The following is a 14566-nucleotide window of genomic DNA, read 5'->3' as shown; positions in this document are numbered from 1 at the left end:
GCTACTTTTTATCTAGTGCTAAATGGTTATAATGATAAAATACTTGGTTATAGATACCATCATGATTGGAATGGAGTTGTTATGAAGTTGACCGTAAAGCTAAGAGTGATTGGTGGCTTTAGTATTATCTCTCTGCTGTTGATTATTATCGGTATTACTGCCTATGCCCAGTTGAGCAGCATCAGTAAATCTACCGCAGAAGTCAATAATGTTTCTATTCCCGCCCTCGAAAATAGCGCGCTGATGAAAAGCGAATTCGTGCTGATGAGTAAAATCAGTTTACAGGCACACAATGCTGAGACCAGAGAGCAAATTGCCACGCTAAGACAACAGTTCTCGACCGAGCAAAATGCCTACCAAGCTGCCGCTTCGCAGCTTAATCAGGCTGTACAACAACAGCAAACGTTGCGAGCAGCTGCTGGGCAAGTGAATGCTGCTTACGATGCTTTTATTCCACTTTCGAATCAGTTATTTGACCAGTTGGATACGAATGTTGCCACCCAGGTAAAGATCACCAGCGATATGGACGAATTGGAAGGTATCGCCGATGATATGGCGTCGTTGCTACTCGACTTCTCAGATATCAGCAATGTCCGAAATCGTTTTCCTGGCGCTTATCAAGCAGCGACTCAAATGGAAACCGGTATCAACAGCCTGATTAGTGCCGTAGTAGATCTAAACCGCACAAGCAATGAGAGCACGGCAACCACCATTAGTAATGATATTGCCTTTCGCTTACAAGATTTGAATAGCCAGTTAAATATCATGCTAACTGAGGCAGCTCAAGTTGCTATGCCTGCTGAATTGGCAGAAAAAATGCTCTCTGTGTCTGAGACACTTAATGCAAACCAAGGTATACCAGCATTAAAATCGCAACTGTTACTAGGGAAAGCCAGAGCAGATCAATTATTGCAACAAGCCGATGAACAAACTAGCTTAGCCTTAACCCGCTTAGATGCTTTACTAAATCAAAGCACCAGGGCAGCTGCGGAAATTCAGCAACAAAGCAATAGTAGCGTCAGCAACGCTTTAACCGCTATCTTTATTGTAATGCTTACTTCGATCTTAATTGCCATTTTTATCGCCTTCCGCACTGTCAAAGCCATTGTTAATCCGCTTGAAAAAATTAATGCGATGTTAAGTGTGGTTGCTTCTGGTGATCTAACACAACAACTAAAAGATCATACCCAAGATGAATTTGGCGATTTGTCTCGCAATATCAACAAAGTTAACCTAAGTCTGCAAAGTTTAATTCAGGGCATTATTTCTCGCTCTACCCAGTTAGCCGCGGCCTCGGAGGAAACTTCAGCTATTACTCTACAAACGACTCAAGCCATTCGTGAGCAAAAATCGCAAGTAACGCAAGCAGCGACCGCCACCACTGAAATGAGCAGCACAGCACAAGGCGTATTACAAAGCTCTAATGATGCCTTAGCGGAGATTAAAAACGCAGACAATGAGGCTGAGCGGGTTAAAGGTATTTCGCTGGAAAACAAAGCCACTATTATGCAGTTGTCGCGCGAAGTTGACCAAGCCTCCATTGTTATTAACAAACTACATAAAGACAGCGCATCGATTGGCAGCATCTTAGATGTGATCCGCGGTATTGCCGAACAAACTAACCTACTGGCACTTAATGCCGCCATCGAAGCCGCCCGTGCCGGTGAGCAAGGCCGTGGCTTTGCGGTGGTTGCTGATGAGGTCCGTTCATTAGCAAGTAAAACTCAGGCCTCTACCCAAGAAATTCAGGCGATGATTCAAGCGTTACAAAGCGGTGCCCATGCCGCCGTAGAAGCAATGAATAAAGGTAAAAAACAAGCAGAGGAGTGTGTAGCCAAAACGGAAGTGGCCACCTCTGCCCTCGATTCTATTACGCATGCGGTGCACCTGGCTCATGATATGAGTGAGCAGATCTCAACTGCCGCCCGTGAGCAGAATCAGGTATCTTCTGAAATCAGCGGCTTGTTAGAGTCGATAGTGGCGATTGCCGAGCAAACGGCTTCAGGCGCAGAGCAAACCTCGGCTTCCAGCCATGAAGTGGCTAAGCTGGCAGAAGAGCTACGCCGTTCAGTCGACCAATTTAAGGTCTAGTCTGTTAGTACGCAAACAAAAGGCCAGCTTATCGCTGGCCTTTTGTTTTTTGAAAGATTGCAAATATTACAACAGCACGTCAATTCCTGGCTTTCAGACACGCTCTAACGTTAAGAAACGATACGCTAGCGGATTGTCAGTGCCAGCAGCGAAATACTCATTACTTAGCTCATGCCAGGCTGCAGCAGCCAGATAATCCGGAAAAAACGCATCGCCCGCAACATCTAACTCAATTTGAGTAAGATAGAGCCGTTTGGCCAGAGGTAAGCACTGTCGATAAATCTCAGCCCCACCAATAATCATTACTTCTGGCACATCAGCCACTAAAGCCAGCGCCTGCTCAATGCTATTGACCCACTCGACCTGGCTATTTGCAGACGCCTCTTGACGACTTATCACAATATTACGACGCCCCGGTAAAGGGCGCCCAATCGATTCGAAAGTCTTGCGCCCCATTATCACGGGTTTACCTAGGGTTAGCGCTTTAAAATGCTTTAAATCAGCCGGTAGATGCCATGGCATCTGATTATTTCGACCAATAACCCTGTTAGCTGCCATCGCAGCAATCATAGCAATATGCATCAAAACACCCTAGCGTTGATAAATGACTTCAACGTCGTAATCATCGTCGTCAAAATCATCGTCTTCGTCCAGATCGTCCTCTAAAGACGTTGCCTCTTCGTGATAATCATCCCACTTAAAGGTCACTGGATCGGCAATTTGCTCCGCAGCTTCTTCCGCAGGTAACTGCTCAATATAGTTTAAAATTTCTTTCGACAACCGCTCGGTGTTTTCACGCGAAGCGGCCGAGATCTTAAACACCGGGCCTTCCCAATTCAGCGCTGTCGTTACGTGCTGCACAATTTCGTCCAACTCGTCTTCTAGCACTAAATCCAGTTTATTAAAGACTAACCAACGTGGCTTCGCTGCTAATTTGGTACTGTATTTATGCAGTTCCTGAATAATGGTTTGTGCATTCTCGGCCGGATCAGAGCCATCTGCAGGTAATACGTCAATTACATGTAATAACAAGCGACAACGTTCCAGATGCTTTAAGAACTGAATCCCTAAACCCGCACCTTCCGCAGCCCCTTCAATTAGCCCAGGAATATCGGCAATAACAAAAGAACGGTGCGATTCAACCCGCACTACCCCTAAGTTTGGCACTAAGGTGGTAAAAGGATAGTCCGCTACTTTCGGTTTAGCCGCCGATACTGCACGGATTAAGGTTGATTTACCTGCATTGGGTAGACCTAATAAACCCACATCGGCTAGCAATAATAATTCCAGGCGTAAATTACGAATCTCTCCCGGAGTACCGTTAGTTTTCTTGCGAGGTGTACGGTTGGTACTGGTAGCAAATCGGGCATTACCCAAACCATGCCAACCGCCTTTGGCTACCATCAGTTTTTTACCATTGGCGGTGAGATCACCAATCACTTCATCAGTATCAACGTCAACAGCACGGGTACCTACAGGCACACGCAATACTAAATCAGAGCCGCGTTTACCGGTACAGTTCACGCTACCGCCGTTTTCACCACGCTCGGCTTTATGATACTTTTCGAACTGATAATCAACCAAGGTATTTAAATTTTCATCGGCTTGTAAATAAACATCACCACCGTCACCACCGTCACCGCCATTAGGGCCGCCCTTGGAAATAAATTTTTCCCGTAAAAAACTGATAATACCATTACCGCCGTCACCGGCTTCAACGCGAATTATCGCTTCATCAACAAACTTCATGAGGTGCGTCCTGATTAACTGTGATCTGGTTTGACTGTGCTTTACTGTTCACTAGTATAACGCAAGTCAGACAGTGGGGAAAATTTATAAAAAAACCCCGCACCAGGCGGGGTTCTTCGAAGACATGCAGCTTATTCGCTGACGATGCTTACGTATCTACGGTTGTGCTCGCCTTTCACTTCAAACTGAACTTTACCTTCAGTTAAAGCAAATAACGTGTGGTCTTTGCCCATACCTACGTTGCTACCAGCGTGGAATTTAGTACCACGTTGACGCACAATGATGTTACCGGCTAAAACTGACTCACCACCAAAACGCTTAACACCTAAGCGTTTAGCTTCTGAATCGCGACCGTTACGAGTGCTACCTACACCTTTCTTACTTGCCATGTGTCGATACTCCTGTTACGCGCTGATGCTGGTGATTTTCACTTCAGTGAACCACTGGCGGTGGCCCTGCTGTTTACGTGAATGCTTACGACGACGGAATTTAACGATTTTAATCTTATCGCCACGGCCATGATTGACCACTTCCGCCACTACCTTACCACCTTCGATTAAAGGTGCACCGATGTTGATTTCTTCGCCATTAGCGATCATCAACGGGGTAAATTCGATTGTTGCGCCGGTTTCTAAGTCTAGTTTTTCTAGACGAAGAGTTTGACCTTCCGTCACACGGTGCTGTTTGCCACCACTTTGGAAAACCGCGTACATAGTTAACTCCGTACAAAGCACGCCTACGCTTTTAAATTTAAGGGGCGTGTTAATTCAATTCACAGGGCGCGAATTGTACGCAATTTCCCCCACTGCCGCAAGTACAATTATTAAAAAGATCACTAAGGCAATAAAAGGATCCAGATTTCATTTTAGCCCGCCGCCGCAATAGTGTAGAATTACTGCCATTCAGATACTTAAGCAGTTATAAGCAGATGACGCTCGATGAAATACAGCGGCTCTCGGCAGCCGATATGACGGCCGTAAACCAGCAGATATTTTCTCAGCTAAGCTCCGACGTGGCGCTGGTTAACCAACTTGGCATCTATATTGTCAACAGCGGTGGTAAGCGTTTACGGCCTTTGCTGGCTGTGCTGGCAGCGCGTGCGCTGGGTTACCAGGGTGAACAGCATATCAGCATTGCCGCAATCGTAGAGTTTATTCACACCTCTACCTTGCTACATGATGATGTTGTCGATGAGTCTACCTTACGCCGCGGTAAAGAAACGGCCAATGCCCTCTTTGGCAATCAAGCCAGCGTGTTGGTAGGTGATTTTTTATATAGTCGTTCTTTCCAAATGATGGTTACGCTTAATAATATGCGCGTTATGCAAGTATTGGCAGACGCCACCAATGTTATCGCTGAAGGCGAAGTGCTGCAGTTGATGAACGTCAATGATCCCGACACCACCGAGCAAAGCTATATGCAGGTTATTTACTGCAAAACAGCCAAACTGTTTGAAGCCGCTACCCAGTTAGCCGCGGTGATTTCAGGACAAAGCGCCGAGATGGAACATGCGATGAAAGCCTACGGTATGCACCTTGGCACCGCTTTCCAATTAATCGATGATGTATTAGATTATCAGGCCGATGCCAGCGAGCTTGGCAAAAACATTGGTGATGATCTGGCCGAAGGTAAGCCTACGCTACCACTTATCTATGCACTAAAAATGGGCACAGCTGAGCAGCAGCTGCTGATCCGCGAAGCCATTACTGAAGGTAATGGTATGCAACATCTGCCGCAAATTATGGCCGCGTTACAAGAAACCGGCGCCTTTGACTACACCCGGGAGATTGCCCAGCAGGAAGCCTTGAAAGCCAAGCAAGCCCTGTTACTATTACCCGCTTCGGAGTATAAAACTGCGTTAGCAGCCCTGGCTGATATTGCGATATCGCGCAGCCATTAACTCTAACATCCTACTCGACATACACAGAAAAGGCGCCTTAAGCGCCTTTTCTAATATTGAACTTAGTCACTACTTAGTTCTTGTTAACAAACTCTTCGCCTAAGGTAATATCGGCTTTTAAAGTACCCAGCATATCGTTCATCGCTTTTTCTTCGAACGCACTCAGCGTACCAATTGGCAGCAATTTCTCAACGCCATTTTTGCCCAATACTAAAGGCTGCGCAAAGAAACGCGCATGCTCACCCGCACCTTCAACATAAGCATATTCAGTAACAGCTTCGCCCTGTAAACCTTTTACTAAAGAAATACAGAAGCGCGCTGCAGCCTGCCCCATCGACAAAGTCGCTGATCCGCCACCGGCTTTAGCTTCAACTACTTCAGTACCGGCGTTTTGAATACGCACTGTTAAGGCTGCCACTTCTTCATCAGTAAAAGTAACATCGGCTACTTGTGATAATAATGGCAGAATAGTAGTACCACTATGGCCACCAATTACTGGCACAGTGATTTCAGCAGGGTTTTTGCCTTTTAATTCGGCAACGAAGGTTTCGGCACGGATCACGTCCAGTGTAGTTACACCAAATAAACGACGAGCATCGTAGGTACCTGCCTTTTTAAATACCTCAGCAGCAATGGCTACTGTAGTATTAACCGGGTTAGTAATAATACCCACTAAGGCTTTCGGGCACTGTTCTACGATGGCTTCAGCCAGAGTTTTAACCACACCGGCATTGATATTAAATAAATCTGAGCGATCCATACCAGGCTTACGTGGCATACCTGCAGGGATCATCACAATATCTGCACCTACCAGCGCCTTGTTTAAATCTTCTTTACCATAACCAGTTACTTTAACTGCAGTGGGAATATGGCTTAAATCAACTGCCACACCCGGAGTAACAGGAGCCAGATCATATAAGGCTAAGTCTGTGCCGGCAGGTAAATCTAATTTCAATAACAAAGACAGTGCCTGACCAATACCACCGGCAGCACCTAATACGGCAACTTTCATGATTTTCTCCAATTTTACAGTTCAGAATGACCGCGCCAACAATACTGAAATGGCGCTCAAATTACAAATATCTTACGCCTAAAGTCTATAGCAAAATGCTGCGAATAGGCTGTGAAGCGGCAAGAGACCGTTGCCCAGCCCTATTTTAACTCAGCCACTGCAATGTTGCGTTAAATTTGTTAGTATCAGCTAATAGGAATTAACGTTGAACAGAAAATCATGACTAAACAAAGCCGCCAGGAAGCCCTAATCCATGCTTTTAAAGCTCTGCTTAAAACCGAAAGCTTTGCGTCACAAGGTGAGATTGTTGATGCATTAAAGAACGAAGGCTTTGACAATGTCAGCCAATCGAAAGTGTCGCGGATGCTAAGCAAATATGGCGCGGTTCGTACCCGTAATGCCCGTCAGGAAATGGTTTATACACTTCCTCCTGAACTAGGCGTCCCCACCACCAAAAGCCCATTGCGCCAGTTAGTGTTAGATATAGAACATAATGATGTGATGATTATCATCCGCACTAGTCCTGGAGCGGCACAGTTGATTGCCCGACTACTTGATTCTGTAGGCAAGGCAGAAGGCGTACTAGGCACGATTGCCGGTGATGATACCATCTTTATCGCGCCGATTAGCGTGAAAAATATCAACTTTACCTTGCAAAAAGTAACTGAACTATTCGAAAAGGTTTGACGCAGTATTGCTGAAATCACCGCGTGCGGCAGCCTCCATATAACTTAACGACGGTACAAAAAACGCTGCAGCCAAATCTATCCGGCAAAAGTCTAACAATCGATCGTAAATTCCAGGAGTGTTAAGACCTAAACGCTGTCCCCAGTGTCGACTAAATGCCTGACTGTCAGCACTAAAGCTAAGCTGCAATGCCCCTTGCAATTGTAAGGTCGCAAAGGGCATGTTTTGTTGCAATAATAAGGCTCCCTGTTCTTGCGCCACCTGACAACAAGCTAAATGACTATTTTCATAGTAGTCCGAATTAGGCACCACTTTCCCATCAACTTTCTGATAACCCATAATTTCTGCTTGCTGCTCTGCACTTAGCATTAACCAGTGTTGCTGGTCTAACAATATTCGGTAAAAGTGTAAGTAACTACCACCAGCAAATACCGGGGATATCGCCGCATCAACTAACGCCACTTTACGGCGTAACTGCCCTCTTGGGTTTAAAGGTGCATCAACAAAGCCAGTAAGTTGGCGACCATCTAAATAACGGAAACCAAACAGGTGATCTACGATTTCTACATGAGAAACAATAAGCTGATAGACTTGTTGCAAAGCAATATGATTCACATCAGCGCGGTCAGAGCGAACTTGAATCAGCAAGTCTGCTGTGCTGTGGCTCACGGCAAAATGGTCTGAAGCAAATTCTGGAAAGGCCTGTAAATCGGCCGGCCGTTGCCAGGGATATAGGGTATCCCAATAGTGGCTGCTAATAGCCACTACCGCTGTTAACATAGCCTCAGAGAAATGTTCTGACAAGCGATTTAATAACTGCGGGAGTCGTGATAACTTCTGCCGTAGCGCTGCTTCTTGTCCATCTAATGCATTACAAAGCAGATAACTGCCATGTAAATTAGCCTCTGCACAAATGCCTAACTGTTCGCGAGCCATGCCTTTCCTGGGGTTGATTCATCTAAATAGAGTATACCGCTAAATCAGCATAAGCTTAATCCCCTATTATCTTGTGAGATATATCTCACAAACGATGTAGTTAAAACGTAATTTTTATCCTACAAAAACACTCGGCATATGAATAAGTAACTGATAAAACTAATAATTATTGCACAACCTAATTTTTACAATCTTGTGACAGTCGTCATAATTACAGCAAACCCACCCTAAATCGACTTTTAAAGCGCATAATTACCACATCGAAGCACACTAGCTGCCCGATTGCTGACAGGAATTCAGCAGTTGCAAGGAAATGCAAACCAGCAGGATCACTGGTTAGTGTTCAAGGACAGAATACAAGCAAGGAATGCTTACGGACACCTTCAGGAAGAAGATGACTCTGCAGGATGAATGAGTTTACAAGGACTGCCTTGGACGGCGAACTATTTTTAGCTTGCGCAAGTATGCGCAGCTTTGCCACAGGATGTGGCTTGTTGCAGGAAGCAACATATTGGGAACAATGCGAGCACGCATACTACAGGGATAGTTGGCAGGAGCCACCCAAGCGCTTGGATAGCATAGCTCAGGGAATGTAGCGTAGCTCAGGGAAAGAGTAACATGGAAGGACAGATTCACGGATGGATGCTTCAGCATGATGCTGATAATAAGGATCCCTAGCCAGGATAGCTAACATAACAGGATGTTATGTTTAATGGATGACTGCTACGGACGGCAAATGCAAAGGATGTTGCATTCTACTAGTGGCCGCGCAGTTTGCGGCCCGCTACTTTTTCCACTCCCCGAAACAGTACCCAATACGTTGCTTTAAAAACCCCATTATTATCAGCACCATCGCTAACCTCCTAATACGACTTTCTGCACCCTTCGTGATTAGCAAATTGCTGCATAAAAAAAGCCCCATAACATTAAGCTATAGGGCGTCAGAATAAGACAAAGGACAAGGATAGACGTTTGGTGGAACTTGTTTAATGCTGGCTTGCCGTTATCGGAGTTACATTGGCAGTCAACACTGGCTCCCGGAGAGCGCCACCGACACTCTCCAGGCTGCTTACTTTACCGAGGCAACAAACTCAGGGTAGGCTTCAATACCACACTCAGAGCTGTCCACACCCTCATACTCAGCTTCTTCACTGACCCGAATACCCACTATCAGCTTCAATGCATACCAGACGATAAAGCTGGTGACAAAGACCCAGGTAAAGATGGTCAGGGCGCCGATAATTTGCCCGGAAAAGGTGCTATCACTATTGGTAATAGGCACCAGCATCAAGCCAAAGAAGCCGACGACACCGTGCACCGAGATCGCACCAACTGGATCATCAATCTTTATTTTGTCTAAAGATAAAATTGCACCCACCACAATGACCCCAGCAATAGCACCGAAGATGGTGGCTTGTAATGGCGTAGGTGTTGAAGGTTCAGCGGTAATTGCAACCAATCCAGCTAAAGCACCGTTCAAGGCCATGGTTAAATCGGCTTTACGGAACAATACAACGGAGGTGATTAATGCTGCTACTGCACCTGCCGCTGCCGCTGCGTTGGTGTTTAAGAACACTAAGGCCACACTATGCGCATTACCAATATCACCCAGCTTTAATACCGAACCACCGTTAAAACCAAACCAGCCCATCCACAAAATTAAGGTACCTAAGGCTGCCAGCGGCATATTGGCACCAGGAATAGCGTTAATTTTACCGTCTTTGGTATATTTACCTTTACGTGCACCCAGCAGTATTACCCCGGCTAAAGCTGCTGCCGCACCCGCCATATGGACTATGCCTGAACCCGCAAAGTCAGAAAAACCGAGATCACCTAATTCGTATAAACCAAATACCGCTTTGCCGCCCCACGTCCAACCACCTTGCATTGGATAAATAAAGCCCGTCATTACCACAGCAAAGGCTAAAAATGCCCATAATTTCATGCGCTCAGCAACTGCACCTGAGACGATAGACATGGCCGTGGCCACAAACACAACCTGGAAGAAAAAGTCAGAGGCGCCGGAATACACCGCATCACCGGTAAAATCATCTTGCTCAGCAAAAGAAGCCAACGTAGCGTCAACATCGATTTCCGCAATACCTTGCAAGAAAATACCGCCGTCATACATAAAGTAATAACCACACACTAAATACATAATGCAGGCGATAGAGTACAAGGCAACGTTCTTGGTTAAAATTTCAGTGGTGTTTTTCGCACGGACCAAACCGGCCTCTAGCATCGAAAAACCTGCCGCCATCCACATTACCAGCACACCACACATTAAGAAGTAGAAGGTGTCCATGGCAAACTGTAAGTGATAAATTTGTTCTTGCATAATCAAGGCTCCTTAAATCGCTTCTGCGTCGGTTTCGCCGGTACGGATCCGGACGGCCTGTTCGAGGTCATAAACAAAGATCTTGCCATCGCCAATCCGGCCGGTATAAGCCGCTTTCTGGATCGCTTCTAACAAACGTTCCACCTGATCATCTTGGGTAGCAATTTCCAGTTTTACTTTTGGCAGAAAATCCACCTGATACTCTGCTCCGCGATATAATTCGGTATGGCCTTTTTGCCGGCCAAAGCCTTTCACTTCTGTAACCGTTAAACCTTCTACTCCAATGTCCGCGATGGCTTCACGAACATCATCCAGTTTGAACGGCTTGATGATGGCACAAACAAGCTTCATGATGGTTTTCCTTATCGAGTAATTTTTGTGATTGCCGATTTATATAAGAAAACCTTGTGCCAACATTATTTTTATTTATATTTCATTGACTTAAGAAAAACCACTATCTTTTGATGAAAAAAAACGCACCATATTAGTGCGTTTTTCACTCAGGCAGTGCAAGCTAGTTGCTCAGAAAGTCCTGCCAGGCTTGCAGCAGTAACAGCAAATCAGCCAGGCCACATTCGCTTTCCAGTAGATGTTCGTCTAGCTGTAAATCGGCATCTTCTAACAACTCAGGCAATTGAAATTGCTCGCTCGACAGCAAGGTATTGTGACAAATCCGCACTTCCTGTCGTTGCACGAGTAAGCTGTATTCCCGCCCGAAAAACTGCCACTCCTGATAAGCGGTTAAAGCTCTCAGCGCTGTGATTAGTTGTTGATAGCTGGCTTTATTATGCTCGAACTCATCCATCAGAAAATGTTGTAATGCAGCCTGCTCTGAGGCGAGAGACAAACGATAACGACGACTATCCCTATCATAAAGAAATTCATATTCCATCGTTTCACCCCACGACAACCGAAGCATTGATTAACTTAGACAAAATAAACCTTTGCTCCGTAAAGAAGCATTAAGGCTAACAACAAAAACGCCTGCACAAGGCAGGCGTTTTACTGATTAACGTGCGTTTACACCGCTTGTTGAATAATCACGTTGTCCGCTTTTTTAGTATATTGCGGCATTTTGTGGAAATTCAGGTAACGATAAGTATCGGCTGCCGTCGCATCGATTTGCTTGGCGTAGTCCAGATACTCGGCAACTGTAGGTAATTTACCAATGATAGAGGCTACCGCTGCCAGCTCGGCTGACGCTAAGTACACATTGGCGCCCTGCCCTAAGCGGTTCGGGAAGTTACGGGTAGAAGTAGACACTACCGTTGAGTTCTCCGCAACGCGTGCCTGGTTACCCATACAGAGTGAACAGCCTGGCATTTCGGTGCGGGCACCGACTTTACCGAAAATGCTGTAATAACCTTCTTCCGTTAACTGCGCCTGATCCATCTTGGTTGGTGGTGCGATCCACAAACGCGTTGGCAACTGACCTTTGTATTTATCCAGCAGTTTACCCGCTGCACGGAAGTGGCCAATGTTGGTCATACAAGAACCAATGAACACTTCATCAATCTTGTCGCCGGCCACTTCAGACAGTAAACGGGCATCATCCGGATCGTTTGGTGCACACAGTACTGGCTCTTTAATATCCGCTAAATCGATTTCGATGATTTCGCTGTATTCAGCATCGGCATCAGCTGACATCAACTGAGGATCTTTCAGCCAGGCTTGCATAGCGTTAATACGACGCTCAATAGTGCGCACATCGCCATAACCTTCTGCAATCATCCACTTTAACATTACGATGTTAGATTCAAGATATTCAGCAATAGACGCTTCTGATAGCTTAATAGTACAACCCGCAGCAGAACGCTCAGCAGACGCATCAGAAAGCTCAAATGCCTGCTCTACCGTTAAGTTTGGTAAACCTTCGATTTCCAGAATACGGCCAGAGAAAATGTTCTTCTTGCCTTTCTTATCAACGGTTAACAAACCTTTTTGAATGGCTACATAAGGGATAGCATGCACTAAGTCGCGCAGTGTAATACCTGGCTGCATTTCACCTTTAAAGCGCACTAAGACTGACTCTGGCATATCCAATGGCATGACGCCAGTTGCAGCAGCAAAAGCCACTAAACCAGAACCTGCCGGGAACGAGATACCAATTGGGAAACGAGTGTGCGAGTCACCACCGGTACCTACCGTATCTGGCAGTAACATACGGTTTAACCAGCTGTGGATAATACCATCGCCTGGACGCAGTGAGACACCGCCACGGTTCATAATAAAGTCTGGCAGGGTGTGGTGGGTATCAACGTCTACTGGCTTAGGATAAGCCGCAGTGTGACAGAAAGACTGCATGGTTAAATCAGCAGAGAAACCTAAACAGGCTAAGTCTTTTAACTCATCACGGGTCATAGGGCCAGTGGTATCTTGCGAACCCACAGTGGTCATTTTTGGCTCACAGTAAGTGCCAGGACGAACACCTTTTACGCCACAAGCTTTACCTACCATCTTCTGCGCTAAGGTATAGCCTTTGCCTGAGTCTACTTTGGCTTGCGGACGACGGAATTTGTCTGAATGCCCCAACCCTAAAAACTCACGGGCACGGTCGGTTAAACCACGGCCGATAATCAGTGGAATACGGCCACCGGCACGGACTTCGTCGATTAATACATCGGTAGCTAAAGTAAATTCAGCTAACACTTCGCCAGTACCGTGACGAACGACTTTGCCTTCGAAAGGCAGAATGTCAATCACATCGCCCATTTCCAGCTTGCTGACGTCAACTTCGATAGGTAAAGCGCCAGAGTCTTCCATAGTGTTAAAGAAGATTGGGGCAATTTTGCCACCCAGTACAAAGCCGCCACCGCGCTTGTTTGGTACAAATGGGATATCGTCACCCATAAACCACAGCACAGAGTTAGTCGCTGATTTACGTGATGAACCGGTACCTACTACATCGCCCACATAAGCCAGTGGGAAACCTTTTTCTTTCAGCGCTTCTAACTGCTTGATCGGGCCGACAGTACCAGGTTGATCTGGGTTAATGCCTTCACGGCTGTTTTTCAGCATGGCTAAGGCATGCAGTGGGATGTCTGGACGCGACCACGCATCTGGCGCTGGTGATAAATCGTCAGTATTCGTTTCACCAGATACTTTAAATACGGTAACGGTGATTTTCTCTGCCAGCGCAGGTTTGGCTTCAAACCACTCGGCATCGGCCCAGCTTTGTACAACTTGCTTGGCAAACGCATTACCGGCATCCGCTTTTTCCGTCACATCGTGGAAAGCATCAAAAATCAGCAAGGTATGCGATAACGCTTTGGCAGCGATCGGTGCCAACTTCTCGTTATCTAACAGACTGATTAACGGCTGAATGTTGTAGCCACCCATCATGGTGCCTAACAGTTCAGTCGCATATTCCGGGCTAATCAGGCTGCTGGTCGCTTCGCCATTGGCCAGCGCAGTAAGAAAACCGGCTTTAACATAAGCGGCTTCGTCAACACCTGGCGGTACGCGGTTAACTAACAGATCAAGGATAACGTCTTCTTCACCTTTAGGTGGGTTTTTCAGCAGCTCAACTAAGGCAGCAACTTGCTCAGCATTTAAGGGTTTTGCCGGGATACCCTGGGTGGCGCGTTCAGCCACGTGTTCACGATATTCTTGTAGCACAGTAATGTCCTCTCGGTCGTTGCTTGCAGTCTGGTCACTGCAACGTCATTCTGGTGAATGAATGTGGATAATTATAAGAAAGTTCGCGTTAAAAGCCTATGCGCATAATAACTGACCTGCTTATAGTGGTTATAAGTTTGCTGAATACAAAGCGCCAGACTTGATATTTATATTTATAGTGGTCTGACCAAAGCAAATAAAAAGGCTGCAACGTAAAAATTACGCCGCAGCCGCA

General features: G+C 46.1%; 13 protein-coding genes. 3 read left to right on the top strand and 10 right to left on the bottom strand.

The genetic code is table 11. The features are described from left to right. Positions 1–81 precede the first annotated feature (81 nt). Complete coding sequence (locus IE163_RS02680; protein ID WP_189429885.1) at positions 82–2091, top strand: methyl-accepting chemotaxis protein; 2010 nt, start codon at positions 82–84, stop codon at positions 2089–2091. A gap of 93 nt (positions 2092–2184) precedes the next feature. Here IE163_RS02680 and folA read toward each other — a convergent pair whose 3' ends face one another. From folA to rplU, 4 genes are all read right to left on the bottom strand, one after another. Continuing rightward, positions 2185–2673 (bottom strand): type 3 dihydrofolate reductase, encoded by a 489-nt coding sequence (folA, locus tag IE163_RS02675; protein ID WP_189429883.1) that lies wholly within the window; start codon positions 2671–2673, stop codon positions 2185–2187. 9 nt (positions 2674–2682) lie between these two features. Then, complete coding sequence (gene cgtA, locus IE163_RS02670) at positions 2683–3840, bottom strand: Obg family GTPase CgtA (protein WP_189429881.1); 1158 nt, start codon at positions 3838–3840, stop codon at positions 2683–2685. A gap of 131 nt (positions 3841–3971) precedes the next feature. Continuing rightward, positions 3972–4229, bottom strand: a complete 258-nt coding sequence (rpmA, locus tag IE163_RS02665; RefSeq protein WP_189429874.1) for a 50S ribosomal protein L27 — start codon at positions 4227–4229, stop codon at positions 3972–3974. A 15-nt stretch (positions 4230–4244) separates the two neighbouring features. Continuing rightward, positions 4245–4553 carry a 50S ribosomal protein L21 gene (gene rplU / locus IE163_RS02660; protein ID WP_189429872.1) on the bottom strand — a complete coding sequence of 103 codons (309 nt, stop codon included), beginning with the start codon at positions 4551–4553 and terminating at the stop codon, positions 4245–4247. Between the two features lie 215 nt (positions 4554–4768). Between rplU and ispB the strand changes: the two genes are divergently transcribed. After that, a complete protein-coding gene (gene ispB / locus IE163_RS02655; RefSeq protein WP_189429871.1) occupies positions 4769–5740 on the top strand; it encodes an octaprenyl diphosphate synthase in 972 nt (323 codons plus the stop codon). A gap of 73 nt (positions 5741–5813) precedes the next feature. On the opposite strand, the gene mdh is transcribed toward ispB, so the two are convergent. Continuing rightward, positions 5814–6752: a malate dehydrogenase gene (gene mdh, locus IE163_RS02650; RefSeq protein WP_189429869.1), complete on the bottom strand. Its 939-nt coding sequence runs from the start codon at positions 6750–6752 to the stop codon at positions 5814–5816. A gap of 219 nt (positions 6753–6971) precedes the next feature. Here mdh and argR point away from each other — a divergent pair, with 219 nt between their 5' ends. Next, positions 6972–7439, top strand: a complete 468-nt coding sequence (gene argR, locus IE163_RS02645) for a transcriptional regulator ArgR (RefSeq protein ID WP_189429867.1) — start codon at positions 6972–6974, stop codon at positions 7437–7439. Here the strand turns inward: argR and IE163_RS02640 are convergent. The 5 genes from IE163_RS02640 to acnB all read right to left on the bottom strand — a co-directional run bounded on the left by IE163_RS02640 (position 7422) and on the right by acnB (position 14331). Next, complete coding sequence (locus tag IE163_RS02640) at positions 7422–8375, bottom strand: Dyp-type peroxidase (RefSeq protein ID WP_189429865.1); 954 nt, start codon at positions 8373–8375, stop codon at positions 7422–7424. The genes argR and IE163_RS02640 overlap by 18 nt on opposite strands. A 1069-nt stretch (positions 8376–9444) precedes the next feature. Further along, positions 9445–10713 (bottom strand): ammonium transporter AmtB, encoded by a 1269-nt coding sequence (gene amtB / locus IE163_RS02635; RefSeq protein WP_189429863.1) that lies wholly within the window; start codon positions 10711–10713, stop codon positions 9445–9447. Between the two features lie 12 nt (positions 10714–10725). Further along, the gene (glnK, locus tag IE163_RS02630; protein WP_008609277.1) at positions 10726–11064 is read right to left on the bottom strand and encodes a P-II family nitrogen regulator; all 339 of its coding nucleotides are present in this window, start codon (positions 11062–11064) and stop codon (positions 10726–10728) included. 163 nt (positions 11065–11227) lie between these two features. Continuing rightward, complete coding sequence (locus IE163_RS02625) at positions 11228–11605, bottom strand: YacL family protein (protein ID WP_189429862.1); 378 nt, start codon at positions 11603–11605, stop codon at positions 11228–11230. A 128-nt stretch (positions 11606–11733) separates the two neighbouring features. Beyond that, the gene (gene acnB / locus IE163_RS02620; protein WP_189429860.1) at positions 11734–14331 is read right to left on the bottom strand and encodes a bifunctional aconitate hydratase 2/2-methylisocitrate dehydratase; all 2598 of its coding nucleotides are present in this window, start codon (positions 14329–14331) and stop codon (positions 11734–11736) included. Positions 14332–14566 lie beyond the last annotated feature (235 nt).

The sequence above is a fragment of the Alishewanella longhuensis genome (assembly GCF_014653435.1).
In the GTDB taxonomy this organism is placed as follows: domain Bacteria; phylum Pseudomonadota; class Gammaproteobacteria; order Enterobacterales; family Alteromonadaceae; genus Alishewanella; species Alishewanella longhuensis.
Note: the sequence above shows the minus strand (reverse complement) of the source record. Positions and strands in the feature narration are given on the sequence as shown.

Excerpts from the sequence above, each read along its gene's own strand:
- cgtA (WP_189429881.1), bottom strand. The coding sequence starts at position 3,840 with ATGAAGTTTGTTGATGAAGCGATAATTCGCGTTGAAGCCGGTGACGGC.
- argR (WP_189429867.1), top strand. The coding sequence starts at position 6,972 with ATGACTAAACAAAGCCGCCAGGAAGCCCTAATCCATGCTTTTAAAGCT.
- amtB (WP_189429863.1), bottom strand. The coding sequence starts at position 10,713 with ATGCAAGAACAAATTTATCACTTACAGTTTGCCATGGACACCTTCTAC.
- IE163_RS02680 (WP_189429885.1), top strand. The coding sequence starts at position 82 with ATGAAGTTGACCGTAAAGCTAAGAGTGATTGGTGGCTTTAGTATTATC.
- IE163_RS02640 (WP_189429865.1), bottom strand. The coding sequence starts at position 8,375 with ATGGCTCGCGAACAGTTAGGCATTTGTGCAGAGGCTAATTTACATGGC.
- ispB (WP_189429871.1), top strand. The coding sequence starts at position 4,769 with ATGACGCTCGATGAAATACAGCGGCTCTCGGCAGCCGATATGACGGCC.
- IE163_RS02625 (WP_189429862.1), bottom strand. The coding sequence starts at position 11,605 with ATGGAATATGAATTTCTTTATGATAGGGATAGTCGTCGTTATCGTTTG.
- folA (WP_189429883.1), bottom strand. The coding sequence starts at position 2,673 with ATGCATATTGCTATGATTGCTGCGATGGCAGCTAACAGGGTTATTGGT.
- mdh (WP_189429869.1), bottom strand. The coding sequence starts at position 6,752 with ATGAAAGTTGCCGTATTAGGTGCTGCCGGTGGTATTGGTCAGGCACTG.
- rplU (WP_189429872.1), bottom strand. The coding sequence starts at position 4,553 with ATGTACGCGGTTTTCCAAAGTGGTGGCAAACAGCACCGTGTGACGGAA.
- rpmA (WP_189429874.1), bottom strand. The coding sequence starts at position 4,229 with ATGGCAAGTAAGAAAGGTGTAGGTAGCACTCGTAACGGTCGCGATTCA.
- glnK (WP_008609277.1), bottom strand. The coding sequence starts at position 11,064 with ATGAAGCTTGTTTGTGCCATCATCAAGCCGTTCAAACTGGATGATGTT.